The 24,738-nt window shown below is 71.0% G+C and carries 21 protein-coding genes; 13 read left to right on the top strand and 8 right to left on the bottom strand.

Going from position 1 to position 24,738, the window contains the following annotated elements:
• The first annotated feature begins 56 nt into the window (after positions 1-56).
• Positions 57-584: a hypothetical protein gene (locus ACIP89_RS14645; protein ID WP_401920910.1), complete on the top strand. Its 528-nt coding sequence runs from the start codon at positions 57-59 to the stop codon at positions 582-584.
• Positions 585-989: 405 nt separating this feature from the next.
• Here the strand turns inward: ACIP89_RS14645 and ychF are convergent, their stop codons facing one another.
• Positions 990-2,078 (bottom strand): redox-regulated ATPase YchF, encoded by a 1,089-nt coding sequence (gene ychF, locus ACIP89_RS14650; RefSeq protein WP_401929565.1) that lies wholly within the window; start codon positions 2,076-2,078, stop codon positions 990-992.
• 358 nt (positions 2,079-2,436) lie between these two features.
• Between ychF and ACIP89_RS14655 the strand changes: the two genes are divergently transcribed.
• Positions 2,437-3,033: a DUF6542 domain-containing protein gene (locus ACIP89_RS14655; protein WP_402115224.1), complete on the top strand. Its 597-nt coding sequence runs from the start codon at positions 2,437-2,439 to the stop codon at positions 3,031-3,033.
• 301 nt (positions 3,034-3,334) lie between these two features.
• Here the strand turns inward: ACIP89_RS14655 and ppgK are convergent, their stop codons facing one another.
• Together ppgK and ACIP89_RS14665 are read right to left on the bottom strand one after the other, a co-directional pair.
• The gene (gene ppgK, locus ACIP89_RS14660; RefSeq protein ID WP_401920921.1) at positions 3,335-4,072 is read right to left on the bottom strand and encodes a polyphosphate--glucose phosphotransferase; all 738 of its coding nucleotides are present in this window, start codon (positions 4,070-4,072) and stop codon (positions 3,335-3,337) included.
• A 101-nt stretch (positions 4,073-4,173) separates the two neighbouring features.
• Entirely contained in the window at positions 4,174-5,163 is a 990-nt protein-coding gene (locus ACIP89_RS14665; protein ID WP_185092206.1) for a 4-hydroxy-3-methylbut-2-enyl diphosphate reductase, read from the bottom strand.
• A gap of 128 nt (positions 5,164-5,291) precedes the next feature.
• On the opposite strand from ACIP89_RS14665, the gene ACIP89_RS14670 reads away from it, so the two are divergent.
• The 4 genes from ACIP89_RS14670 to ACIP89_RS14685 all read left to right on the top strand — a co-directional run bounded on the left by ACIP89_RS14670 (position 5,292) and on the right by ACIP89_RS14685 (position 9,084).
• Positions 5,292-6,662, top strand: a complete 1,371-nt coding sequence (locus ACIP89_RS14670; RefSeq protein ID WP_401929568.1) for an APC family permease — start codon at positions 5,292-5,294, stop codon at positions 6,660-6,662.
• Between the two features lie 60 nt (positions 6,663-6,722).
• A complete protein-coding gene (gene xseA / locus ACIP89_RS14675; protein WP_402115128.1) occupies positions 6,723-7,934 on the top strand; it encodes an exodeoxyribonuclease VII large subunit in 1,212 nt (403 codons plus the stop codon).
• 88 nt (positions 7,935-8,022) lie between these two features.
• Positions 8,023-8,292: an exodeoxyribonuclease VII small subunit gene (locus ACIP89_RS14680; RefSeq protein WP_401929571.1), complete on the top strand. Its 270-nt coding sequence runs from the start codon at positions 8,023-8,025 to the stop codon at positions 8,290-8,292.
• Positions 8,293-8,493: 201 nt separating this feature from the next.
• Entirely contained in the window at positions 8,494-9,084 is a 591-nt protein-coding gene (locus ACIP89_RS14685; RefSeq protein WP_401920927.1) for a malonic semialdehyde reductase, read from the top strand.
• A gap of 117 nt (positions 9,085-9,201) precedes the next feature.
• Here the strand turns inward: ACIP89_RS14685 and ACIP89_RS14690 are convergent, their stop codons facing one another.
• Complete coding sequence (locus tag ACIP89_RS14690; protein WP_402115129.1) at positions 9,202-9,720, bottom strand: DUF4245 domain-containing protein; 519 nt, start codon at positions 9,718-9,720, stop codon at positions 9,202-9,204.
• Positions 9,721-9,861: 141 nt separating this feature from the next.
• Here ACIP89_RS14690 and glpX point away from each other — a divergent pair, with 141 nt between their 5' ends.
• The gene (gene glpX / locus ACIP89_RS14695; protein WP_401920931.1) at positions 9,862-10,893 is read left to right on the top strand and encodes a class II fructose-bisphosphatase; all 1,032 of its coding nucleotides are present in this window, start codon (positions 9,862-9,864) and stop codon (positions 10,891-10,893) included.
• A 345-nt stretch (positions 10,894-11,238) separates the two neighbouring features.
• Here glpX and ACIP89_RS14700 read toward each other — a convergent pair whose 3' ends face one another.
• On the bottom strand, positions 11,239-11,610 hold the full coding sequence (locus ACIP89_RS14700; protein WP_390086844.1) for a WhiB family transcriptional regulator: 372 nt from the start codon (positions 11,608-11,610) through the stop codon (positions 11,239-11,241).
• 161 nt (positions 11,611-11,771) lie between these two features.
• Positions 11,772-12,440, bottom strand: a complete 669-nt coding sequence (locus ACIP89_RS14705; RefSeq protein ID WP_401920933.1) for a DUF1707 domain-containing protein — start codon at positions 12,438-12,440, stop codon at positions 11,772-11,774.
• Between the two features lie 190 nt (positions 12,441-12,630).
• Between ACIP89_RS14705 and ACIP89_RS14710 the strand changes: the two genes are divergently transcribed.
• Positions 12,631-14,298: a fumarate hydratase gene (locus ACIP89_RS14710; protein ID WP_401920935.1), complete on the top strand. Its 1,668-nt coding sequence runs from the start codon at positions 12,631-12,633 to the stop codon at positions 14,296-14,298.
• A gap of 43 nt (positions 14,299-14,341) precedes the next feature.
• Here the strand turns inward: ACIP89_RS14710 and ACIP89_RS14715 are convergent, their stop codons facing one another.
• Positions 14,342-15,364 (bottom strand): LuxR C-terminal-related transcriptional regulator, encoded by a 1,023-nt coding sequence (locus tag ACIP89_RS14715; protein ID WP_401929576.1) that lies wholly within the window; start codon positions 15,362-15,364, stop codon positions 14,342-14,344.
• Positions 15,365-15,521: 157 nt separating this feature from the next.
• On the opposite strand from ACIP89_RS14715, the gene ACIP89_RS14720 reads away from it, so the two are divergent.
• Both ACIP89_RS14720 and ACIP89_RS14725 read left to right on the top strand, forming a co-directional pair.
• Positions 15,522-16,766 (top strand): MFS transporter, encoded by a 1,245-nt coding sequence (locus tag ACIP89_RS14720; RefSeq protein WP_402115131.1) that lies wholly within the window; start codon positions 15,522-15,524, stop codon positions 16,764-16,766.
• 337 nt (positions 16,767-17,103) lie between these two features.
• Entirely contained in the window at positions 17,104-18,405 is a 1,302-nt protein-coding gene (locus tag ACIP89_RS14725; RefSeq protein WP_402115133.1) for a M18 family aminopeptidase, read from the top strand.
• A gap of 98 nt (positions 18,406-18,503) precedes the next feature.
• On the opposite strand, the gene ACIP89_RS14730 is transcribed toward ACIP89_RS14725, so the two are convergent.
• Entirely contained in the window at positions 18,504-20,030 is a 1,527-nt protein-coding gene (locus ACIP89_RS14730) for a ricin-type beta-trefoil lectin domain protein (protein ID WP_401929581.1), read from the bottom strand.
• A gap of 107 nt (positions 20,031-20,137) precedes the next feature.
• Between ACIP89_RS14730 and ACIP89_RS14735 the strand changes: the two genes are divergently transcribed.
• The 3 genes from ACIP89_RS14735 to ACIP89_RS14745 all read left to right on the top strand — a co-directional run bounded on the left by ACIP89_RS14735 (position 20,138) and on the right by ACIP89_RS14745 (position 24,595).
• The gene (locus ACIP89_RS14735; protein WP_401920939.1) at positions 20,138-21,541 is read left to right on the top strand and encodes a class II fumarate hydratase; all 1,404 of its coding nucleotides are present in this window, start codon (positions 20,138-20,140) and stop codon (positions 21,539-21,541) included.
• Between the two features lie 41 nt (positions 21,542-21,582).
• On the top strand, positions 21,583-22,302 hold the full coding sequence (locus ACIP89_RS14740) for a DUF402 domain-containing protein (RefSeq protein ID WP_401920940.1): 720 nt from the start codon (positions 21,583-21,585) through the stop codon (positions 22,300-22,302).
• A gap of 385 nt (positions 22,303-22,687) precedes the next feature.
• Positions 22,688-24,595, top strand: coding sequence for a SpoIIE family protein phosphatase (locus ACIP89_RS14745; RefSeq protein WP_402115136.1), 1,908 nt, complete (start codon positions 22,688-22,690; stop codon positions 24,593-24,595).
• The last annotated feature ends 143 nt before the right edge of the window (positions 24,596-24,738 follow it).

Consider the following 24,738-nt stretch of genomic DNA (forward strand, 5'->3'; position numbering starts at 1 on the left):
CAACGTTTTCTGAGACTCGATGCGATCGAGTCGCTCCCTTCGAAAGGTGTCGGAGTATGGCAAATTTTGCAGACTGGCGAGACAGGATGCTCCGAGCAGCATGGCGAGAGGGAGACGATCTGCCGCAAGAAGTTCTGGAATGGATGTCCGAGCTGTACGGAGAAGCCGGCGAGATCTCGGAGGAGGTCTTTTGTGAACTTTGGACCTCGCGAACCTTCTCGATGGCCAGGGCGGCTTTCCAGGTCATTGAAAAGTCAGCAGAAGAGGAGACCGGCAAGAAGACAACTGGGGAGGAATACTGCTACATCGACTATGTGCGCGACCCGGACATCGGGCCGGTCGGCGTCGTCAAGATTAAATCCGTAGAAGTCTCGATGCCAGATTGGGAAGAAATCTTGGGCACCATGGCAGAAGGGGTTCAGGAATTTGTTATGAGTCATTACAGAATCGTCTGGCCTGTTTGCGAGAATCACCGAACAGGTTTGCATGTGGGCTATTTCCGTGGCATTTCAGTCTGGCGCTGCAGAGAAGGGCATACGGACGGTCACGTAGTGAGAGCGATCGATCCTGTCACCCGCCTTTAAGGCTGTGTCCTACATGGCGAGTTGGTCATTGTGCCAGGTATGGACGGTGGGAATGGATCGTTCCCGACGGACTCTGGGCGATCGCGAGGCCACCGCTGCCGCCGACCCGAGTTCGGTCGCAGGACGGCGGGGTCGCGAACATCGATGACTCCCGATATCGCATCCCCGTTGCCGCACCTTGGACGTTCACAGGGATAGCTCGAATCCCGGACACTCTGCTTGCACTTTTGGAAAACGTTGGCCACCCACGCCTCCTCTCGCGCCGAGAGCGAGGCGGCCCCTGTATCGCTCTCCGTGCGGCGCGACTGCGGGGACACCTGATGGGGCCGGGACGAACTCGTCCCGGCCCCATCAGTCACTTGTACTTTCGGGCTGAACTCCACCACATCAGCGACGTGGTGGAGTTCAGTTGTTGAAGCGGAACTCCACCACGTCCCCGTCCTGCATGACGTAGTCCTTGCCTTCCATCCGGGCCTTGCCCTTGGCGCGGGCCTCGGCGACCGAGCCCGTTTCAACCAGGTCGTCGAAGGAGATGATCTCCGCCTTGATGAAGCCCTTCTGGAAGTCGGTGTGGATCACACCGGCCGCCTCGGGGGCCGTGGCGCCCTTCTTGATCGTCCAGGCGCGCGCTTCCTTCGGGCCTGCCGTGAGGTAGGTCTGCAGGCCCAGGGTGTCGAAGCCGACGCGGCCGAGGGTGGCGAGGCCGGGCTCTTCCTGGCCCATCGACTGGAGGAGTTCCAGGGCCTCGTCGTCGTCGAGCTCGATCAGCTCGGACTCGATCTTGGCGTTGAGGAAGATCGCCTCGGCCGGGGCCACCAGGGCGCGCTGCTCGTTCTTGAAGTCCTCGTCGACCAGCTCGTCCTCGTCGACGTTGAAGACGTAGAGGAACGGCTTCGTGGTGAGCAGGTGCAGCTCGTGGAGGAGGCGGCCCTTCTCGGTGGAGGCCGTGATGCCCGCGTGGAACAGGGTGTCGCCCGCTTCGAGGATCTTCTGGGCCTCCTCGACGGCGGCCAGGACGGCGACCTTCTCCTTCTGGAGGCGGGCCTCCTTCGTGAGGCGCGGGACGGCCTTCTCGACGGACTGGAGGTCGGCGAGGATCAGCTCGGTGTTGATCGTCTCGATGTCGTCCTTGGGCGAGACCTTGCCGTCGACGTGGACGACGTTCTCGTCCTTGAAGGCACGGATGACCTGGCAGATCGCGTCCGACTCACGGATGTTCGCGAGGAACTTGTTGCCCAGGCCCTCCCCCTCGCTCGCGCCGCGCACGATGCCCGCGATGTCGACGAAGTCGACCGTCGCCGGGAGCAGCTTCTGGGAGCTGAAGATCTCCGCGAGCTTGTTCAGGCGGGGGTCGGGCACGCCGACGACGCCGACGTTCGGCTCGATCGTGGCGAACGGGTAGTTGGCCGCCAGCACGTCGTTCTTGGTCAGGGCGTTGAACAGGGTCGACTTGCCGACATTCGGCAGGCCGACGATTCCGATCGTGAGCGACACGGTGGCGACTTCCCTAGGGGGTGGGCGGGCTGGGCAGTGAGGTCCGGCCCCGGTGGGCCGATTCTCCAGTTTACGGGCGGGGGCGAGCGCGTAACCACGGGTCCCGTCGGGTGCTGATCCGGTTCCCATTGGGCCGTGTGGCATCGAACTCATCGCCAAGGTCAGCCAAAGCGCGTGTCCCGCACGTGATTACTGCCGCCCGGCGACCTACGTTGTCCCGGTGGAGCAGCACAGGACACGTCCCCCGCAGCGCAGCCGGACTCAGCAGGCCCCGCTGTCCCCGCTCGGGACCAAAGGAGCCAACGTGGGCAACGGAGCGAAGGGAGCGGTCGGCGAGAGCGCGGCCGTCTACCGGGTGATGAGCGCACCCGCGGGCCGGGCGCGCCCGGTGCCGCCCGCCGTGCTCGCCCTGCGGCGGCTGCCGAATCCCCGGCTGACGGGTATCGGCGCCGGGCTCTTCGCGGCCGCCACCATGTTCGTGCTGGCCTGTGCGGACTGGCTGCTGTTCGACAGTTCAGCCGTCGTGTTCGGTGTGCTGTTCCTGCCGGTCAGCGCGCTGACCGCGTTCTGGGTGCGCCCCGCGGACCTGGTGACCGCGCCGATCAGCGTGCCGATCGCGTTCGCCGTCGGGATCATCCCGATCTCGGGCGGCACGGGCGGCTTCGGCGGGCAGATGATGGCCATCGTCACCGCGCTCGCCGTCCACGCCGGCTGGCTGTACGGCGGCACGCTCGTCGCCGGGCTCATCGCGACCGTACGCAAGGTCCGGCTCATGCGGGCCCGGCAGCGCCGGATGCTGCTGGCCGCACAGACCGCGCGGGCGGGCGGCCAGCAGCAGCCGCCGCAGTCCCCCGGGGCCGCTGGACAGCCGCCCCGGGCAGCCGCCGGACAGGCACGAGCCGTGGCGCAGTCTCCCCGCGCCGCCGGTCAGGCACCCCGGCGTCGGCAGCGCTGACCCGGACGGGGCGCGGACCCTGCGGACCCGGACCCGGCGGACCCGGACCCGGACCCGGCCGGAACGCGGACCCGTTCGGGGCGCGGACGGCGGCCGGGGCGCGGACGGCCCCGGGCGCGGACGGCCCTGGGCGACCGGAAGCCCTGAACGAACCGAGCCAGGACGCGAGCACCGTCCGGAAACCCTCGGCAACCCGAGCCAGGACGCGAGCACCGTCCGGAAACCCTCGGCGGCCCGAGCCAGGACGCGAGCGGGGCGATCCGGGGCCGGACGGAGACGCTCCGGGAGCGGGAGCGGTCTCTCAGCCTTCCTTTGCCGCCATGGCCGCGCCCACGATGCCGGCGTTGTTCTGGAGCTCCGCCGGCACCATCTCGGCCCGTACGTGCTCGATCAGCGGCAGGAACTTCTCGGCCTTGCGGCTGACACCGCCGCCGATGATGAACAGCTCGGGCGAGAACAGCATCTCCACATGGACCAGGTACTTCTGCACCCGGTGCGCCCAGTGGTGCCAGCTCAGGTCCTCGTCCTCCTTGGCCTTCGTCGAGGCGTGCTTCTCCGCGTCGTGGCCGTTCAGCTCCAGATGGCCGAGCTCGGTGTTGGGCACGAGCCTGCCGTCGGTGAAGAGCGCGCTGCCGATACCCGTACCGAGCGTCAGCACGATGACCGTGCCCTTGCGGCCGCGTCCGGCGCCGAAGGTCATCTCCGCGAGGCCGGCCGCGTCCGCGTCGTTCAGTACGGTGACCGGCAGGCCCAGCTTGTCGCTGAGCAGCGTGCGGGCGTCCAGGTCGATCCAGCCCTTGTCGACATTGGCCGCGGAGCGGGTGACGCCGCTGGTGACCACGCCCGGGAACGTGATGCCCACCGGGCCCGACCAGTCGAAGTGCCCGACCACCTCGGCCACGCACCCGGCCACGTCATCAGGTGTGGCCGGGTGCGGTGTGAGTACTTTGTGGCGCTCGCGCGCCAGGTCTCCGCGCTCCAGGTCCACGGGAGCACCCTTGATCCCGGATCCGCCGATGTCCACGCCGAAGATCTCCATGTGATCCACGGTACGGGCACCGGGCCCCGCTCACTTCCCGGAGCGGAAATCCAGAGCGGAAACCGGAGTGGGAACCCCGCGTCGGGTCACCCCGCGTCGGGTCACTCCGCGGACAGGGCCGCCGCCTCCGCGCGCAGGTCCCGGCGGAGCTCCTTGGGCAGCGAGAAGATGATCGACTCCTCGGCCGCCTTCACGATCTCCACGTCCTCGAAACCCCGCTCGGACAGCCAGGCCAGCACACCGTCGACCAGCACCTCCGGGACGGACGCACCGGAGGTGACGCCGACCGTGGAGACGCCGTCCAGCCAGGCCTCGTCGATCTCGTCGGCGGAATCGACCAGGTGCGAGTCGCCCGCGCCCGCGCCGAGGGCGACCTCGACCAGCCGGACCGAGTTGGAGGAGTTCTTGGAGCCGACGACGATCACCAGGTCGGCGTCCGCGCCCATCTGCTTCACCGCGATCTGGCGGTTCTGCGTGGCGTAGCAGATGTCGTCGCTGGGCGGCGAGATCAGGAGCGGGAACTTCTCCTTGAGCGCGCCGACGGTCTCCATCGTCTCGTCGACCGAGAGCGTGGTCTGGGAGAGCCAGACGACCCGGGACGGGTCGCGCACCTCGACGTTCGCGACGTCCTCGGGGCCGTCGACCAGCGTGATGTGGTCCGGGGCCTCGCCGGAGGTGCCGATGACCTCCTCGTGACCCTCGTGGCCGATGAGGAGGATGTCGAAGTCGTCCTGCGCGAAGCGGACGGCTTCCTTGTGGACCTTGGTGACCAGCGGGCAGGTCGCGTCGATCGTGGCGAGCTTCCGTTCGGCGGCCTCGTCGTGCACGGTCGGGGCGACGCCGTGCGCGGAGAACATCACGATCGAGCCCTCGGGGACCTCCGCGGTCTCCTCGACGAAGATCGCGCCCTTCTTCTCCAGCGTCTGCACGACGTATTTGTTGTGGACGATCTCGTGGCGCACGTAGACCGGTGAGCCGTACTGCTCCAGAGCCTTCTCCACGGCGATCACAGCACGGTCCACGCCCGCGCAGTAGCCACGGGGAGCGGCGAGCAGGACGCGTCGGGGTGTCGTAGCAGTCATGCGTCCCATCGTAACGGCCTCCCCCGCGCCGCTCGCTGGTCCGCTCCCCGCCGCGGGAGCGGCCGTTAGGCCGTACCGAACAGGCGCGGGGCCCGCGCAGTCGCGAGACTGATCTTCACGCGACCAACGGAGGACCCATGGCCGGCAGCGGTACGGATTCCACCAGTGGCAGCACCGCGGACCGTGCGGGGCTGCGGCGGACGCTGGGGTTCCGGGATCTGGTGGTTTACGGGCTGCTGTTCATCGCCCCGATGGCGCCGGTCGGCGTCTTCGGCACGCTCGACGCGAAGTCGCACGGCGCGGTGGCGCTGGTCTACATCGCGGCGACCGTGGTGATGGCGTTCACCGCCTTCAGCTACGCCCAGATGGTGCGGGTCGCTCCGCTGGCGGGTTCGGTGTTCGCGTACGCGCGCAAGGGGCTCGGGGAGGGTCCGGGGTTCATCGCGGGGTGGATGGCGATGCTCGACTACCTGCTCATCCCGGCGGTCGCCTACCTCTTCTCCGGGATCGCGATGAACTCGCTGGTGCCGGAGGTGTCGCGGTGGGTGTGGACCGCGCTGGCGGTGGTGCTCACGACGCTGCTGAACCTCTGGGGCGTGCGGGCGGCGGCCCGGGTCGGATTCGCGGTGCTCGCGATGGAGATCGTGGTGCTGCTGGTGTTCGTGGTGTCCGCCGTGGTGGTGCTCGTGCAGGACGGGGCGCACCGCGGCTGGCTGACACCGCTCAACGGGGACACGGGGTTCTCCGCCTCCGCGGTGCTGGGCGCGGTGTCCGTGGCCGTGCTGTCGTACCTGGGCTTCGACGCCATCGCCACGTTCGCGGAGGAGGTGACGGGCGGTTCGGCGAAGGTGGCGCGGGCGCTGCTGTTCTGCCTGGTGCTGGCGGGGTTCCTGTTCGTGGCGCAGGCCTATCTGGCGGCGCTGCTGGAGCCGATGACGTCGGCGGAGCTGGCCGCCGACCCGGTCGCCCAGGGCTCGGCCTTCTACGACACGGTGGACTCCGCGGTCGGGACCTGGCTGCACGATCTGGTGGCGGTCAGCAAGGCGATCGGGGCGGCGTTCGCGGCGCTGGCCGGGCAGGCGGCCGCGGGCCGGCTGCTGTTCGCGATGGCCCGGGAGCGCCGGCTGCCCGCGCTGCTGTCCAAGGTCGATCCGCGCTCGGGGGTGCCGCGGGTCGCGATCCTGATCGCGGCGGTCGTGACGCTGGTGGCGGCGGTCTGGGCGGCCCGGCGCGACGACGGCCTGGACCATCTGGTGTCGGTGGTGGACGTGGGCGCGCTGACCGCGTTCGTGCTGCTGCACGCCTCGGTGGTGGGCTGGTTCGTGGTGCGCCGGATGGAGGGTGCGCCGAGCTGGTGGCGGCACGTCCTGATCCCGGTGGTGGGCGCGGGCGTGCTGATCGCGGTGATCGTGGAGGCGACGTCGAGCGCGCAGGTGGTGGGTGCCTGCTGGTTCGTGGTGGGGCTGGCGGTGCTCCTGGTGCAGCGCGGACGCCGGGTGACGGGGTGAGAGCGAGGCTGTGGCCGCGGGGCCGCCCGGCTGTCGGTGGTGCCGGATACGCTCGCTCGCATGGCTCTCCAAACATCACCGGAAGCTCCGCTGCCCGTCGGTGACGTGTCACGGCTCATCGGCGGCTGGATCGACCGGCTCGGTGCCGTCTGGGTCGAGGGGCAGATCACCCAGCTGTCGCGGCGCCCGGGTGCCGGAGTGGTGTTCCTGACGCTGCGCGACCCCTCGCACGACATCTCGGTGAGCGTGACGTGCTTCCGGCAGGTCTTCGACCGGATCGCGGACGTGGTCACCGAGGGGGCGCGGGTCGTCGTCCTCGCGAAGCCCGAGTGGTACGCGCCGCGCGGGCAGCTCTCGCTGCGCGCCACGGAGATACGGCCGGTCGGCATCGGCGAGCTGCTGGTCCGGCTGGAGCAGCTGAAGAAGTCACTGGCCGGGGAGGGCCTCTTCGCCCTCGACCGCAAGAAGCCGCTGCCCTTCCTGCCGCAGCTGATCGGGCTCGTCTGCGGCCGGGCCTCCGCGGCGGAGCGCGATGTCCTGGAGAACACCCGGCGCCGCTGGCCCGCGGTCCGCTTCGAGGTCCGCAACACCGCCGTGCAGGGGGTGCACGCGGTGAATCAGGTGATCGGGGCGGTGCAGGAGCTGGACGCGCTCCCGGAGGTCGACGTGATCGTCGTGGCGCGCGGCGGGGGCAGCGTGGAGGACCTGCTGCCCTTCTCGGACGAGCAGCTGATCCGTACGGTCGCGGCCTGCCGCACCCCGGTGGTCTCGGCCATCGGACACGAACCGGACTCCCCCCTCCTCGACCTGGTCGCGGATGTGCGGGCCTCCACCCCGACGGACGCGGCCAAGCGCATCGTGCCCGACGTGAGCGAGGAGCTGGACCGGGTCCAGCAGCTGCGGGACCGGGCGCTGCGGACGGTACGGGGGCTGCTCGACCGCGAGGAGCGGGGGCTGGCGCACGCGCTGGGGCGGCCCTCGATGGAGCGTCCGCAGCGGATGGTGGACGAGCGCGCGGCGGAGATCGACGCGCTGATCGGGCGCGGGCGGCGGGTGCTGGGGCATCTGCTGGACCGCGCGGACTCGGAGCTCGCCCACACCAGGGCCCGGGTGGTCGCGCTGTCCCCCGCGGCGACCCTGGAACGCGGCTACGCGGTGCTCCAGCGGGCGGACGGGCACGTGGTGCGCGATCCCGCCGACGCCGGGGCGGCGGGGGACGCGCTGCGGGCCCGGGTCTCCGGGGGCGAGTTCGTGGTGCGGGTCGACGGGTGAGCGACACCTTCCGGGGCCGGCGGACAGCGCCCCGGAGGCCGGCCGGGGCCGGGGATGGACGGACATGCCGACGCATAGGGTGGATCACATGACGGACGACGGGACGACGGCTGCTGCGGCCACGGGCACGCTCGGATACGAGCAGGCGCGCGACGAGCTGATCGAGGTGGTGCGCCGGCTGGAGGCCGGCGGGACGAGCCTGGAGGAGTCCCTGGCCCTGTGGGAGCGGGGCGAGGAGCTGGCGAAGGTGTGCCGGCACTGGCTGGAGGGCGCACGCGCCCGGCTGGACGCGGCGCTGGCGGGGCCCGCCGCTCCCGGGGACGGCGCCGAAGGCGGCACGGCGGCCGACGCCGGCTGAACCGGCCCTTTGGGCGCCAGGGGCGCGGAGCAGGGGCACGGAGTACGGGGGTATCGGGCGGCGCGGAGTGCGGAGCGTGTGACCGCCGGCACTCGCTGTGGAGTGAATCACTCCCGTTTTAGTTGAAAGTTAACCTACCTCTCCCGTACGGTGATCGGTGTCGTTCGATCCCCCGTGTACGTCCGGAAGGTAATACGCAAGATGTCCCTCGTTCTTGACCCCGCCGCCCAGGACCTCCTCTTCCGTGAGGCCCGCACCGCCAACACCTTCACCGACGAGCCGGTGACCGAGGAGCAGGTCCAGGCGATCTACGACCTGGTCAAGTACGGCCCGACCGCGTTCAACCAGTCGCCGCTGCGCGTCATCCTGGTCCGCTCGGACGACGCCCGCGCCCGCCTCGTCCAGCACATGGCCGAGGGCAACCAGCCCAAGACCTCGACCGCTCCGCTGGTCGCGATCCTGGCCACCGACAACGAGTTCCACGAGGAGCTCCCGGCGCTGCTCCCGCACTTCCCGCAGGCCAAGGACGCGTTCTTCTCCGAGCGCCCGGTCCGCGAGTCCGCCGCCGCGCTGAACGGCGCGCTGCAGGCCGCCTACTTCATCATCGGCGTCCGCGCCGCCGGCCTGGCCGCCGGCCCGATGACCGGCTACGACGCCGCGGGCATCGAGAAGGAGTTCCTGGACGGCGACCACAACGTGCTGATGGTCGTCAACATCGGCAAGCCGGGCGAGGACGCCTGGTTCCCGCGCCTGCCGCGACTGGCCTACGACGAGGTCATCAAGAGCGTCTGAGCCGCACCGGCCGAACGCCTCCTCCCGGACCCTTCCGGCCCGGGACACACGGGAAAGTCCCTGGAGCACCCGCTCCAGGGACTTTCCCGTTTCCGCACGGCCCCGCCCCGAAGGGCGTCAGGAGGTCTTGAGCGCCGCCGCCATCTCCGCCAGCCGCTCCGGCGACGCGGAGCCGGTGACGACCGTGGTCGCCCCCTTGCCCTCGCGCACGAGGGCGTCGTACTTCGGGCCCTCCCAGTGCTGCCAGGCCTCACCGGCGACCTGCTGGGTGCGGCCGGTGTCCTTCGCGTTCTGGCTGACAGCGGAGATGTACTTCTTCGCCGGGGAGGTGGACTGCTCCACCGCGACGTACCCGCCGTCCGGATCGAGGAAGCCCAGGTGCCAGCTGTTGCCGACCTCCCGCTCGTAACTGACGGAGGTCGGCTTCCACTTCTCCGCCAGACCGCTGGGGGCCGCCACCGGGTAGGGGGCCGCGCGCCGCGCGGTCAGGAGCTCGACCCGGTAGTCGACCGCCTTGACCGGATCGGCCTTCTCGTCGTGCGGGACGAAGATGTAGACGACTCCCGCCACCGCGGCGATCACCGCCAACGACAGGAACATGTCCCGCACCGTCTGCTTGCCTCGCTTGCTTGCCACGGGTCCATCGTCGCATCAGCCCCCGCTCGGCCGAATCGGGGGCGCCCGCTCATAAGTGACCCGGTCTGCTCATTTTATCGACCTGACGATAGAGTCACATCACCCTCATCCGGTCGTCGTCGTACAGAAAGGTGCGCTCCGATGTCCGAGCATCATCTGCCGTCCCAGCTGGAGGTCTCCCCGGAGGCCCCCGACCGCAACCTCGCCCTGGAGCTCGTCCGGGTCACGGAGGCCGCCGCCATGGCCGCCGGACGCTGGGTCGGCCGCGGGGACAAGATCGGCGCCGACGGCGCCGCCGTGAAGGCCATGCGGACCCTCGTCTCCACCGTGTCGATGAACGGCATCGTCGTCATCGGTGAGGGCGAGAAGGACGAGGCCCCCATGCTGTTCAACGGCGAACGGGTCGGTGACGGCACCGGCGCCGAGGTCGACATCGCCGTCGACCCGATCGACGGCACGACCCTGAACGCCAAGGGCATGCCGAACGCGATCGCCGTGCTGGCCGCAGCCGACCGGGGCGCGATGTTCGACCCGTCCGCGGTCTTCTACATGGACAAGCTGGTCACCGGGCCGGAGGCGGCCGACTTCGTCGACATCAACGCCCCCGTCTCGGTGAACATCCGCCGGGTCGCGAAGGCGAAGAACTCCACCCCGGAGGACGTCACCGTCGTCATCCTGGACCGCCCGCGCCACGAGGGCATCGTCAAGGAGATCCGCGAGACCGGCGCAAGGATCAAGTTCATCTCCGACGGGGATGTCGCGGGCTCGATCATGGCCGCCCGCGACGACACCGGCGTCGACCTGCTGATGGGGATCGGCGGCACCCCCGAGGGCATCATCTCGGCCTGCGCCATAAAGTGCCTCGGCGGTGTCATCCAGGGCAAGCTCTGGCCGAAGGACGCGGCCGAGCGCCAGCGCGCGCTGGACGCCGGTCACGACCTGGACCGGGTGCTCTCCACGGACGACCTGGTCAGCGGCGACAACGTGTTCTTCGTGGCCACCGGCATCACGGACGGCGAACTGATGCGCGGTGTGCGCTACCGCGCGGAGACGGCGACCACCGAGTCGATCGTGATGCGGTCCAAGTCGGGCACCATCCGGAAGATCGACTCGACCCACCGGCTGTCGAAGCTGCGGGCCTACAGCGCGATCGACTTCGACCGCGCGAAGTGACGTAGGCACGTCCGGCACGTTCACCTGAAGGGGCGCCCCCATGTGCGGTGGGGGCGCCCCTTCACGTCTTCACGCTCGAACGGATGCGGTGCGCCCGCACGCGGACGATGCGACGGACGCGGCGCACCCGCACGACCTCCGGTTGCGACAGAGACGGGGTGCCCGCACGACATCCGGTTGCGGCAAAGACCGCGACAAGGCCGCGGCAAAGACAGGGTGCCCGCACGGCGTCCGGTTACGACGGATGCGGTGCGCCCGCACACGGACGAGTCCGAGGGGCGCGGGAGTGTCCGCGCGACGTGCCGGACGGATGCCACGACGTGCCGGACGGCTGCGGTGGGACCGTCAGCCGGCCGCGGCGATGTGGCCGGCCGCGCCGGACGCCTTGAGCTCGGCCTCGCGCCGCCGGCGGCGGGCGAGGGCCACGCGGCGCTCGGCGGCCGTGAGGCCGCCCCACACCCCGTACGGCTCGGGCTGCACCAGGGCGTGTTCCCGGCACTCGACCATCACCGGACAGCGCGCGCAGACCCGCTTCGCGGACTCCTCACGCGAGAGCCGGGCAGCGGTCGGCTCCTTCGACGGGGCGAAGAACAGCCCGGCTTCGTCCCGGCGGCACACCGCCTCCGAATGCCAGGGGCCTGCCTGGTCCTCCCGAGCGGGATTCCGCTGGGAAGGCACGGCGGCGACCTGCAGGGGCTGATGCGGCAGTTGCAGCACGGTCCACTCCTGACGACGGCTTCGCGGGCGAGAAGACGATGCAGCTCTCCCTACCCGCTGTGCGCGCGCCTAAGCACTGAGTGGCACTCAGGTCCGGTCCGCGAAATTGCGGCCGATCGTGATTTCGGCTGAAATCCGTTCCTCCCGCATCCGCCTCTCCGTCACTGGCCGAGGTGTTTGCGCAGCCGGTCCTGGAGATCCGTAATGAACTTCCCGCGCTTGGGCTTTGCCTCGACGCTGCCGAACACCGAATAACCGTTGACCACCACTACGGGCGCCTCCGGATCCCCGGATTCCAGAGTCACGACTTCGAAATTCCCGAAGATGCCAGTTCCGCTGCCGCGCAGCGAGATGTTCTCGGGAACCCGGATCTCGACACTTCCGAAGATGGAGGTCGCGTTGATCACCGTCAGACGCTGTCCGAAAAGCGCCTCGGTCAGATCGATCTCCACACTGCCGAACAACGAGAACGCGTTCGTCCGGCCGCCGACCCGCCAGCGCCCCTTGCGGGTGGAGCTGCTGAAGACCGCGACCAGGTTCTCGGCCGGACCCGCCGCCGCCTCGGGGCCGTGGGCGTACGGCGCGGCGGCGGGCCTGGCGGCCGCGCCGCCCGGCGCGGGCAGGTCCCGTACCAGCGGCTCCAGTTCACCGACGGTCTTGGCGCGGTAGACCGCGTCGACCCGCTCGCCGTGCTCCTCCGCGGTCAGCCGGCCCTCGGCCATGGCTTCCCGCAGGATGTCCGCGATCCGGTCGCGATCGGCGTCCGAGGCGCGGATGACGTCGGGTTCCGCCGGCGCGGTGGGCTGCTGGGGGTGCTTTTCGAGGTCCACCGGCCCAGCGTACCCAAACGCGATAGATCGCGACTAGGCCTTGAGCGGTGACGGCGAGGCGTGAAGCCCAGCGCGCGAGGCCGCCGGGTGAGCCTTACCTCACAGACTCGCCGCCGTCGCGGGGTCCTACCCTGGTGGGTGCGCTGCCCAAGGGAGGGCAGCCGCTGTCACCGAGTGAGGAATGGCCGTAATGCCAGAGTTTGCGTACTCCGATCTGCTCCCCCTGGGAGAGGACACCACGCCGTATCGTCTGGTCACCTCCGAGGGTGTCTCCACCTTCGAGGCCGACGGCCGTACGTTCCTCAAGGTCGATCCGGCGGCGCTGCGCACCCTGGCCGCGGAGGCCATGCACGACATCTCGCACTACCTGCGGCCCGCGCACCTGGCGCAGCTGCGGCGGATCGTGGACGACCCCGAGGCGTCGTCCAACGACAAGTTCGTCGCGCTCGACCTGCTGAAGAACGCGAACATCGCCGCGGCGGGCGTGCTGCCGATGTGCCAGGACACCGGCACCGCGATCGTCATGGGCAAGCGCGGGCAGAACGTACTCACCGAGGGCGGTGACGAGGAGGCGCTGTCGCACGGCATCTTCGACGCGTACACCAAGCTCAACCTGCGCTACTCGCAGATGGCCCCGCTGAACATGTGGGACGAGAAGAACACCGGCTCCAACCTCCCGGCCCAGATCGAGCTGTACGCGACCGACGGCGGCGCGTACAAGTTCCTCTTCATGGCGAAGGGCGGCGGCTCGGCCAACAAGTCGTTCCTCTTCCAGGAGACCAAGGCGGTCCTCAACGAGGCCTCCATGATGAAGTTCCTGGAGGAGAAGATCCGCTCCCTGGGTACGGCCGCCTGCCCGCCGTACCACCTGGCGATCGTGGTCGGCGGTACGTCGGCCGAGTTCGCGATGAAGACCGCGAAGTACGCCTCCGCGCACTACCTCGACGAGCTGCCCGCCGAGGGCTCCCCCACCGGTCACGGCTTCCGGGACAAGGAGCTGGAGGAGAAGGTCTTCGAGCTGACGCAGAAGATCGGCATCGGGGCGCAGTTCGGCGGCAAGTACTTCTGCCACGACGTGCGTGTGGTGCGCCTCCCCCGGCACGGCGCCTCGCTGCCCGTCGCCATCGCCGTCTCCTGCTCGGCCGACCGCCAGGCCACCGCGAAGATCACCGCAGAGGGCGTCTTCCTGGAGCAGCTGGAGAAGGACCCGGCGCGCTTCCTCCCGGACACCACCGACGAGCACCTGGACGAGGCGGGTGACGTCGTACGCATCGACCTCAACCGCCCGATGGACGACATCCTCGCCGAACTGACCAAGTACCCGGTCAAGACCCGGCTCTCGCTGACCGGCCCGCTGGTCGTGGCGCGCGACATCGCGCACGCCAAGATCAAGGAGCGGCTGGACGCGGGCGAGGACATGCCGCGGTACCTGAAGGACCACCCGGTCTACTACGCGGGCCCGGCGAAGACGCCCGAGGGGTACGCCTCCGGCTCCTTCGGTCCGACGACCGCGGGACGGATGGACAGCTACGTCGCGCAGTTCCAGGCGGCCGGCGGCTCCAAGGTGATGCTCGCCAAGGGCAACCGGTCCAAGCAGGTCACCGACGCGTGCGACGCGCACGGCGGCTTCTACCTCGGCTCGATCGGCGGCCCCGCGGCGCGCCTCGCGCAGGACTGCATCAAGAAGGTCGAGGTCGTCGAGTACGAGGAGCTCGGCATGGAGGCGGTCTGGAGGATCGAGGTGGAGGACTTCCCGGCGTTCGTCGTCGTCGACGACAAGGGCAACGACTTCTTCACCGAGCCCGCCCCGGCCCCGACGTTCACCAGCATCCCGGTGCGCGGCCCCGGCCTCGGCTGACGTACGTGCCCAAGGCTGAGGGGCGTCGCGGCCGCGACGCCCCTCAGCCGTCGAGCAGGCCCGATGTCGCGACCAGGTAGCCGAGTTGGGCCCGGCTGGTGCTGCCGAGCTGCTCCGAGACCTTCCGCATGTGCTCGGCCACGCTGCGGCGGCTCATCCCGATCCGGCGGGCTATCGAGGCGTCCGTCTCGCCGTTGACCACCGCCCGCAGGATGGCGCGTTGCAGGTCGGACGTGACGACGGGGGTGCGCAGCGGCGCCCGCTCCGGGCGCACCGGCACCGCGCGGGCCCAGGCCTCGTCGAAGGCGCGGGCCAGGAACCGCACCAGTGACGGGTGCTGGACGCGCAGGGCTTGGTGGGGTTCGTCGGATAACGGGACGAACGCCAGGTCCCGGTCGAACACCATCACCCGGTCGACCACCTCCGCGAGCGTCCTCACCTCGGCTCCTGCAGCGGTCACCTGCTCGATGTACGCGAGGGTCGTGCGGTCCGAGCGGACGGTGTGCTGGTAGACCGTCCGCTGCCGGATGCCCCTCCTCAGATTGCCCAGGTCCCTGGTCAGCGCCTCCTGGAGCACGTGCGCCGGGCGGCCGCCGCCGGGTTGCGCGGTGCGGACCTGTTCCCGGCAGCCGCCCACCGCCGCCTCCAGCGCCTTGCTGATGACGGCCTCCCCGGACAGCCGGGTGAGCGCGGACTGCCCGCTGCGGTGCACATCCGCGTACAGGGTCTCGAAGACGGAGAGCGCGGCGCGGGTGGCGCGCAGCGCGCGGCGCCGGTCCAGGAGGTCCTCCTGGAGCGGGGCGAGCGCGGTGTAGGACGCCGTCTCCGGCGGTACGGGGACCATGAATCCGGGTGAGCCCCGGTCGGCCACCATCAGATGCAGCTCCCGCAGGCAGCCGGCCACCTCGCCCTGCGGAAGACATCCGGCCACCAGTGCGCGCCGGTACGTCGCGAGCGCGCTCTCGCAGGGGTGTTCCGGGCCGGTCCCGGCCCCGCCCGGTGCGGAGCCGTCCGTCGGCGATTCGCGGCAATCGCATGCCGGTGGGCGGGAATGATCGTCCTTCACAAGTATGCAGATTACCTTTGTGCACAAGGGATGACGGCGGGGAGTTCAGCGGTTCGGCGACTATGAACGGGTGACGCCCGGCCCCGACAACACCCTCAGCCGGCCGAGCGCCGAATCGGCCGGCTCGCGGTACGGAGTCCGGCGATATCGATTCCTCGTGACCGGCTACGCGATCTCCTCGTACGGCACCTTCCTGAATATGGTGGCGCTCAATCTGTTCGTCTATGAGACGACCGGACGGGCTCTCGCCATGGGGTTGTTCATGGCGGTGCGACTGGCGTCCGGATTCGCCGCCGGACTCACGGCCGGCGGTCTGCTCGCCCGATTCACCGCGAAGAGCGTGATGCTCTGGACGAATATCGCGCAGGCGTCGGTGATGCTGCTGCTGGTGCTCGCGCCGGACGGGCTGCGGACGGCCGCGCTGATCGCGGTGTCCGTGGTGGTCGGCTCCTGCGGGACCCTGTTCATGGTGTCCCTGCGCAGCTCCATTCCCGAGATGGTCGGCGAGGACCGGCGCTCGTGGGCAAACTCCCTTTCGATCACCGGTCGTTCACTGGCCATGGTGGCGGGTTTCGCGTCTGCGGGCGTCGTCGTCTCGCTCGTCGGGTACACCGCCGCCTTCGTCGTGGACACGGCCACCTTCGCGGTCTGCGCGGTGACGGTGGCCCTGCTCCCCATCCCGGGCGGCGGCGAGCGGCGCGACGGGAGCGGGCGCCGGGCCCGGCCGGAGCCGGAGGAGGCGGCCGCTGCCGGACCGGGGGCGGACGGTGCGCCCGCCCGTCGGCGGGGGCCCGCCGCACTCGCCGCCCTGGCCGCCGCGCCCGGACTGGCGCTGATGGTGGCGCTGCGGGGGGTGGACGCGCTGGGCTCGTCCTCGCACAACGCGGCGCTCCCGGTCTACTCCAGCGAGCTCGACGCCGCGCGCCCCGCCGTGTTCGTCAGCGCCTTCTGGTGCCTGTGGGCGCTCGGCAACATCGTGGTGCAGCAGCTGATCCAGCGATACGCGCGCCGCACCGGCCGGTCCGTCGGGGCGCTGGGCTTCGGCTGGGGCACCTGTCTCATGTCGGCGTCGTTCATCCTGGCCTTCGCGGGGTTCCCGCCGGCGGCCACGGCGGCGATCGCGCTGGTCGCGGGGGCCGCCGACGGGCTCACCGAGGTCTCGTACACCTCGCATCTGCAGACCCTGCCGGCCGGGCCGCGCGCACACGCCTTCGGGCTCTCCGCCACGGTGGAGAATCTCGGGTTCGGCGCCGGAATGATCCTGGTCGCGGCCGCGCTCGACCACTACACCCCACTGACCGTCGTCGGCTGGTCCCACGGTGCCGCGATCGTGGTGGCCGGGGTGTTCCTGATCCGGGTGGCGGGCCTGCGCACGTCTTCGCCCGGCCCGTCCTCCCCGTGACGGGGACGAGCGCGGAGGCCGGTGCCGGGCCGGTCCGCGTACGGCTGTATTCAGCCAAATCCGCAGCGGACCGTACGGGGCCGCCGTCCGGGCCACCGGCCGGGGACGCCCGCACCGCACCGCCGCATTCGCGCACCGGGCCGCCGGCCGGGCTTGCGGGGTGCCCGGCCGATGCGGTGAGTTGTCCGCGTCGCGGGAGCACCCGCACCGCCCGGCCGGCCCGGTGCGGACGCCGCCCCGCGATCCGGCAGCACACCTTCACGCCCGACCACCCGCATGTCCGAACACACGCACGCCCGAACGCCCTCACGTCCCACACCGGAAAGGCGGAGACCGCATGACGCCGGTCCAGCACCGCAGCCACGTCGACGATCTGCTCTCCTTCATCAGGGCGAGCCCCTCCCCGTACCACGCCGTGGCGAGCGCCGCCCAGCGGCTGGAGAAGGCCGGCTTCCGTGAACTGCGCGGCACGGACGACTGGACGGGCACCACGGGCGGCAGCTTCGTCCTCCGGGGCGGCGCGCTGATCGCCTGGTACGCCCCCGAGGGCACCACCGCCCACACGCCCTTCCGGATCATCGGCACCCACACCGACTCACCGAACCTGCGGATCAAGCCCACTCCGGACACCGGCTCCGCCGGCTGGCGGCAGATCGCGGTGGAGATCTACGGCGGCGTCCCGCTCAACACCTGGCTCGACCGGGACCTCGGCATCTCCGGACGGCTCGCCCTGCGCGGCCCCGGCGGCACGACCGACTCCCGGCTCGTCCAGATCGACGAACCGCTGCTGCGGGTGCCCCAGCTGGCCATCCACCTGGACCGGTCCGTCAACGACGGCCTGGCCCTGGACCCGCAGCGCCACATCGCCCCGGTCTGGTCGCTCGGCACCGCGCAGGAGGGGGCGCTGCTGCGCCGGGTCGCGGCGGCGGCCGAGGCCGATCCGGACGAGGTGCTGGGCTGGGACCTGATGCTCCACGACATCCAGCCGCCCGGATACCTGGGCGCGGAGGAGGAGTTCGTGGTCTCCTCCCGGCTGGACAACCTGGTCTCCGTGCACGCGGGTGTCACGGCACTGGCCGGAGCGGCGACGGCGGCCGGGGAGCCCGCGTACATCCCGGTCCTGGCGGCCTTCGACCACGAGGAGGTCGGCAGCGGCTCCGACACGGGTGCGCAGAGCCCGCTGCTGGAGCGCGTCCTGAGCCGTTCGGTCACCGCACGCGGCGGCAGCGCGGAGGACTGGTCGCGGGCGCTGGCGGGTGCCTTCTGCCTCTCGGCGGACATGGCACACGCCGTGCACCCCAACTACGCGGAGCGGCACGACCCGGACCACCACCCGCTGCCCAACAGCGGCCCCACGGTCAAGGTCAACGTCAACCAGCGGTACGCCACCGACTCGACCGGCATCGCGCTGTTCGCGGCGGCCTGCGAGCGGGCGGGCGCCCCGTGGCAGCCGTTCGTCTCCAACAACGCGATGCCGTGCGGTACGTCGATCGGCCCGCTCACCGCGGCCCGGCTGGGTGTCCCGACCGTGGACGTGGGGGTACCTGGGCTGTCGATGCACTCGGCGCGCGAGCTGTGCGGGGCGCAGGACCCGGGTCACCTGGCGGCCATCCTGGGCGCGTTCGTGACGTCCGGCTGACCCGGGGTGCGCGGAGGGGCCGCGTGCCGCCCCCTCCCCTGGCCCGGGGTGCGCGGAGGGGCCGCGTGCCGCCCCTCCGCGCACCCGCGGACCCCGGTCTACGCGAAGCGCTGGCGCGCGCTCCCGTCGCAGGTCTGGAGCCTCAGCGGCTCGTGGGCGCCCGCCAGGGTCGCGCACAGCCCCGTCGAGGCGGCCGGGCTCAGGGTGCCCGACTGCCGGACGAACCGCTGGTTGGCGGCGCCGGAGCAGTTGTAGAGGATGAGGGCGGCGCCCGCCTTGTACTCCGCGCCCGGTACGTCCAGGCAGCGGTCGTGGCTCAGGGCCGTACGGACGGTCTTCGTGCCCGAGTCGTACCACCAGTTCTGGTTGCGGCCGCCGTGGCAGTCCCAGCCGGTCACTCCGGTGTTGTTGCGGGTGACGGAGGCGGGGACGTCCAGGCAGGCGCCGGTGGACTCATTGGTCAGCGGCTTGAAGACGTCGTCCCAGGCGGCGGGCTGCAGCACGGGGGCGCCGGTGCTCGCCGGATCGGCGCAGCTCGCCTCGCGCAGGCCCGAGTTGTAGATCTGGGTCAGGCAGGAGGCGAAGGCGCCGTGGCCCGCCGCGTTCGGGTGGAAGGACTGCCGGAGGGAGTTGGAGTCCGGCGGGAAGTGCGACAGGTCGATGAAGAGGCCGCGGGCCCAGGTCGACTCGCTGCACACCTCGTGGCCGTGGAAGAGCCGGGAGTTGTCCAGGTAGACGGCTCCGGTGTCGGCCGCCGCCTTGCGCATACCGCGCTCGAAGGTGGGAACGGCGGTGTTACGGCCCCAGGCGGCGTCGGAGTCGTATCCGGCGCAGCCGCCGGGAAGCTTGCCGGGGAAGTTGGGGTTGTCGTAGAAGTCGGGTCCGATCGGGCTCGGGTAGCCCATGACGACGAGCTTGTAGTCGCCGGCGGCGTACCCCGCGTCCGACATGACGGTGCGCAGGTCCCTCACGGTCTTCTCGACCTTGGGGACGAGTCCGTCGACGCGGGCCTGCCAGCCGCCGGCGTACTTGGGCTCGCAGGTCCCCTGGATGAGGACCCAGCGCTCGACGCAGTCCGTCATGACCGGACCGAACTGGAGGTCGTCATTGGCACCCGCCACCAGCACGACCATCTTGATGCGGGTGTTGCGCGCCTTGATGGCGAGGTTGTCGCTCTGCACCAGTTCGTCGGCGTACTGTTTCGAACCGCCGATGACGATGTTCCCGGTGTACGCGCCGGAGCAGGAGACGTTGTACGTGACGTCGGCCGGGATGCCGGTGCGGTGGATGGCGGAGTCCGGCGAGCGGTGGCACCAGTTGTCGGGGCCGTTGGTGCCCGCCTCGTACGTGCCGACGCCCTCGCCCGAGATCTCGCTGTCGCCGAGCGAGATCAGCCCGGTCTTGCGGTCCGCGAGCGGGCGCTCGGCCGGGTCGCCGTACAGCCGGGTGGCCTCGGCGGCGCGGATGGCCTCCAGTTCGGGCGAGAGCGCGGTGGATGCGGTAGTGGTGGTGGCGGACTGCGCCGCGGCCGCCGGACCGGCGGCCGCGGTCATCCCGCCCAGGGCCGCCGCCGTGGCGGCGACGGCCGCGACGGTACAGCGGAGTCTGAACCTTGTGCGCCTCATTGCGCCTCCCGAGATTGTTGTTACCCACGGTATTTACTGGTCGGTAGGCGACTTGGGAATACATAGAACAAGACAAGTGCTCATCTTTTTCAGGAGGTTGAACCGGAGTGGACGACGTCACTACAGGTGGAAAGCACCGCATCGAGCACGATTCGATGGGCGAGGTGAGGGTGCCCGCTGACGCCAAGTGGCGGGCCCAGACGCAGCGGGCCGTGGAGAACTTCCCGATCTCCGGGCAGCGCCTGGAGCGGGCCCACATCGAGGCGCTCGCCCGCATCAAGGGCGCCGCCGCCAAGGTGAACGCCGAGCTGGAGGTGGTCGATCCGGAGATCGCGCGGGCCATCCAGGACGCGGCGGCAGAGGTCGCCGAGGGGCGCTGGGACGCGCACTTCCCCATCGACGTCTTCCAGACCGGCTCCGGCACCTCGTCGAACATGAACACCAACGAGGTGCTGGCCACCCTCGCCACCGAGCGCCTGGGCCGCGAGGTCCACCCCAACGACCACGTCAACGCCTCGCAGTCCTCCAACGACGTCTTCCCGTCCTCCATCCACATCGCCGCGACGGGCGCGGTGACCGGCGAGCTGGTCCCCGCCCTGGACCACCTCGCGGCCGCCCTGGAGCGCAAGTCCGCCGAGTTCGCGACGGTCGTGAAGTCGGGGCGCACGCACCTGATGGACGCGACACCGGTGACCCTGGGCCAGGAGTTCGGCGGGTACGCCGCGCAGATCCGTTACGGCATCGAGCGGCTGTACGCCTCGCTGCCCCGCCTCGCGGAGCTGCCGCTGGGCGGCACGGCGGTCGGCACCGGCATCAACACCCCGCCCGGCTTCTCGGCCGCGGTGATCGCGGAGGTGGCCCGCGTCACCGGACTGCCGCTCACCGAGGCCCGGGACCACTTCGAGGCACAGGGCGCGCGGGACGGCCTGGTGGAGACGTCCGGCCAGCTCCGTACGATCGCGGTCTCGCTGACCAAGATCTCCAACGACCTGCGCTGGATGGCCTCCGGACCGCGTACCGGACTGGCCGAGATCAGCCTGCCCGACCTCCAGCCGGGCTCGTCGATCATGCCGGGCAAGGTCAATCCGGTCATTCCGGAGGCGGTGCTCATGGTCGCCGCCCAGGTGACCGGGAACGACGCGACGGTCGCCGCCGCGGGGGCCGCGGGCAACTTCGAGCTGAACGTGATGCTCCCGGTCATCGCGAAGAACCTGCTGGAGTCCGTACGGCTGCTCGCCAACGTCTCCCGGCTGCTCGCGGACCGCACGGTCGACGGCATCACCGCGAACGCGGAACGGGCCAGGGAGTACGCGGAGTCCTCGCCGTCCGTCGTCACCCCGCTGAACAAGTACATCGGGTACGAGGAGGCGGCGAAGGTCGTCAAGAAGTCCCTGGCCGAGCGGAGGACGATCCGCGAGGTGGTGCTGGCCTCGGGTTACGTCGAGCGCGGGGACCTCACCGTGGAGCAGCTGGACGAGGCGCTGGACGTGCTGCGGATGACCCGCCCGTGACGCGCGTCGCCGCGGTGGGGCGGCCCCTCTAAGATCTCTTCATGACAGGTACCGGAGAGACCGAGCGCTGGGCGCCGGGTGATCAGATCCTGTGGCGCTACCGCGGCAACGGACCGCTGCGGCACGGTCCCGCGCCCGGCGGGGCACGGAACCCGGTGCACATCTGCCGGCCCGTCACCGTGGCCCAGGACACCGAGGACCTGCTCGCCGTCTGGGTGGCGCCCGGCACCGAGTGCGTGAAGCCGGTGCTGGCGGACGGCACCGACGTGCACGCCGAGCCGCTCGCCACCCGGTACACCTCGCCGCGCACCACCGCCCGCACACCCTGGCTGGGCAACGGGGTGCTGAAGCTGGCCCGGCCCGGCGAGCCCTGGTCGGTCTGGCTGTTCTGGGAGCCCGGCTGGGAGTTCCGCAGCTGGTACGTGAACCTGGAGGAGCCACGGACCCGCTGGGCCGGCGGCATCGACTCCGAGGACCACTTCCTGGACATCTCGGTCTACCCGGACCGCAGCTGGCTCTGGCGCGACGAGGACGAGTTCGCCCAGGCCCAGCGGGTCGGCCTGATGACCGCCGCGACCGCCCGGCGGGTACGGGAGGCGGGGCGCGCGGCGGTCGGCGTGATCCGCGAGTGGGGGGCGCCGTTCCGGGACGGCTGGGAGGACTGGCGGCCCGATCCGCGATGGCGGGTACCCGCGCTTCCGGACGACTGGGACCGGCTTCCGGATGACTGGGACCGTACCCCTTCCGCCATGCCGTCGTGAGACCCTTGATGCACCCCAGGAGGGCAAACGTAGGATCGTCCCGAGGACGGACGGTCCGCCCCACCCTCCGGGCGCCGCAGACGAGCTGACCGTAAATCATCGAGTCATCGCACTGGTTGCACGTTTCATGACCGCATCAGTCGTATGAGTCGCACGAGTTGCCCGCATCGCATGAGCCACTACGAGGGGGTGGAGACGTGCACACTGTCCGCCGCTCCATCGCTGAAAACGTTGTCACCGCCGCCGTTCGCGGACGTCCGGTTTCGGCCCGGCGTTCCGGGGCATGCGGTGTCAGCCGTTGTTATTGCCGCTCATGGCGGGGCACAGTAGCGCCCCACAAGGTGATTGCCTCATACAACCGGCCCGGACGGACGGAACCCCAAGCGTGACGGAGCACCCCACCTCCCACGAAGGCCGGCAGCCTCTCGCCGCCCGGCCGCAGGAACGCGCCCGGCCCCGGCAGCGGGATACCGCATCCGCGGCCGCCTCCGCGATCCCCGGCCCCGCCAAGGGCCCCGGTCCGGCCGCTGCCGGACCGGGCCCGGCGGCCGGCCCCGACCCCCAGGCGGTGGCCCGCCGCGAGGGGGACCGGCTGCGCTTCGTAGGTGCCGCGACCCGCCGGATCGCCCGCGGGATAGACCTGGACGAGATCGTGCTGGGCCTGTGCCGGGCCAGCGTGCCGACGTTCTCCGACGCCATACTCGTCTACCTCCGCGACCCGCTGCCGGTCGGCGACGAGCGCCCCGTCCACCCGTTCGTGCTGCGGCTGCGCCGCTCGGACCGGCTGCGGCTGAGCGACGAACTCCCCGACGGGCTGCCGGAGAGCGAGCGGCTCCGGCCGGCCTTCATCGATCCGCAGACCGATCTGACGCCCGCCGCCGAACTGTGCGAGGTCCGGCCGGGCGGTGCGCTGGCCGAGGTGCTGCGCGGGGTGCGGCCGGTCTTCGGCGACTCCGCCGCGGCCCGTGCCGCCCTGCCCGAGCTGCTCGGCGCCGGCCGCACCGTGCCGTCCGGCCACCGGGCGATCCTGGCCCCGCTGCGCGGCCGGCGCCGGGTGATCGGCGCGGCGGTCTTCCTGCGCGGCACCGAACGCCCGCCGTTCGAGGCCAACGACCTGCTGGTCGCGGCCCAGCTCGCGACGCACACCGCGCTCGGCATCGACAAGGCCGTGCTGTACGGGCGCGAGGCCTACATCGCGGACGAGCTCCAGCGCACCATGCTGCCCGACTCGCTGCCGCAGCCCACCGGGGTCCGGCTCGCCTCCCGCTATCTGCCGGCCGCCGAGACGGCCCGGGTCGGCGGCGACTGGTACGACGCGATCCCGCTGCCCGGCAGCCGGGTCGCCCTGGTCGTGGGCGACGTCATGGGCCACTCCATGACCTCCGCCGCGATCATGGGCCAGCTGCGCACCACCGCGCAGACCCTGGCCGGGCTCGACCTGCCGCCGCAGGAAGTGCTGCACCACCTCGACGAGCAGGCCCAGCGGCTCGGCAGCGACCGCATGGCGACCTGCCTGTACGCGGTGTACGACCCCGTCGCGCACCGCATCACCATCGCCAACGCCGGCCACCCGCCGCCCGTGCTGCTCCACCTCGGCGGCCGCGCCGAGGTGCTGCGGGTACCGCCGGGGGCCCCGATCGGCGTCGGCGGAGTGGACTTCGAGGCCGTCGAGCTGGACGCGCCCGCGGGTGCCACCCTGCTCCTCTACACCGACGGCCTGGTCGAGTCGCGGCTCCGGGACGTGTGGACGGGCATCGAGCAGCTGCGCGAGCGGCTCGCCGCCACCGCCCGGCTGACCGGGCCCGACCACTCGCCGCCGCTGGAGGCCCTCTGCGACGACGTGCTGGACATGCTCGGACCCGGCGACCGGGACGACGACATCGCGCTGCTCGCCGCCCGCTTCGACGGGATCGCGCCGAGCGACGTCGCGTACTGGTTCCTGGAGCCGGAGGACTCCGCCCCGGGCCGGGCCCGCAGGCTGGCCCGCCGCGCGCTCAGCCGCTGGGGCCTGGAGGACCTCTCCGACTCGGTGGAGCTGCTGGTCAGCGAGGTGGTGACCAATGCCGTGCGGTACGCGGAGCGGCCGGTGACGCTGCGGCTGCTGCGGACCGACATCCTGCGCTGCGAGGTCGGTGACGACTCCCCGCAGCTGCCCCGCCAGCGCCGCGCCCGCGACATGGACGAGGGCGGCCGCGGTCTGTTCCTGGTGAACCGGCTGGCCCGGCGGTGGGGTGCGACGCGCCTGTCGACGGGCAAGGTCGTCTGGTTCGAGATGCCGACCCGGGGCCAGTAGCAACGCCGCGAGGGGTACGGCGCGGACGGCGGCTCCCGGCCGACGCCGCGCCGGAGCGGCGACCGGCCCGAACATTTCCGGCCATCTCCTGGACGGGGTGATCCGCCCCGTCCCGCCCCGTCCCGTCCAGGACGCGGCTCCGC

The sequence above is a fragment of the Streptomyces sp. NPDC088730 genome (assembly GCF_044751215.1).
Lineage (GTDB): Bacteria > Actinomycetota > Actinomycetes > Streptomycetales > Streptomycetaceae > Streptomyces.

Excerpts from the sequence above, each read along its gene's own strand:
- ACIP89_RS14645 (WP_401920910.1), top strand. The coding sequence starts at position 57 with ATGGCAAATTTTGCAGACTGGCGAGACAGGATGCTCCGAGCAGCATGG.
- ACIP89_RS14655 (WP_402115224.1), top strand. The coding sequence starts at position 2,437 with ATGAGCGCACCCGCGGGCCGGGCGCGCCCGGTGCCGCCCGCCGTGCTC.
- ppgK (WP_401920921.1), bottom strand. The coding sequence starts at position 4,072 with ATGGAGATCTTCGGCGTGGACATCGGCGGATCCGGGATCAAGGGTGCT.
- ACIP89_RS14665 (WP_185092206.1), bottom strand. The coding sequence starts at position 5,163 with ATGGGACGCATGACTGCTACGACACCCCGACGCGTCCTGCTCGCCGCT.
- ACIP89_RS14670 (WP_401929568.1), top strand. The coding sequence starts at position 5,292 with ATGGCCGGCAGCGGTACGGATTCCACCAGTGGCAGCACCGCGGACCGT.
- xseA (WP_402115128.1), top strand. The coding sequence starts at position 6,723 with ATGGCTCTCCAAACATCACCGGAAGCTCCGCTGCCCGTCGGTGACGTG.
- ACIP89_RS14680 (WP_401929571.1), top strand. The coding sequence starts at position 8,023 with ATGACGGACGACGGGACGACGGCTGCTGCGGCCACGGGCACGCTCGGA.
- ACIP89_RS14685 (WP_401920927.1), top strand. The coding sequence starts at position 8,494 with ATGTCCCTCGTTCTTGACCCCGCCGCCCAGGACCTCCTCTTCCGTGAG.
- glpX (WP_401920931.1), top strand. The coding sequence starts at position 9,862 with ATGTCCGAGCATCATCTGCCGTCCCAGCTGGAGGTCTCCCCGGAGGCC.
- ACIP89_RS14710 (WP_401920935.1), top strand. The coding sequence starts at position 12,631 with ATGCCAGAGTTTGCGTACTCCGATCTGCTCCCCCTGGGAGAGGACACC.
- ACIP89_RS14725 (WP_402115133.1), top strand. The coding sequence starts at position 17,104 with ATGACGCCGGTCCAGCACCGCAGCCACGTCGACGATCTGCTCTCCTTC.
- ACIP89_RS14730 (WP_401929581.1), bottom strand. The coding sequence starts at position 20,030 with ATGAGGCGCACAAGGTTCAGACTCCGCTGTACCGTCGCGGCCGTCGCC.
- ACIP89_RS14740 (WP_401920940.1), top strand. The coding sequence starts at position 21,583 with ATGACAGGTACCGGAGAGACCGAGCGCTGGGCGCCGGGTGATCAGATC.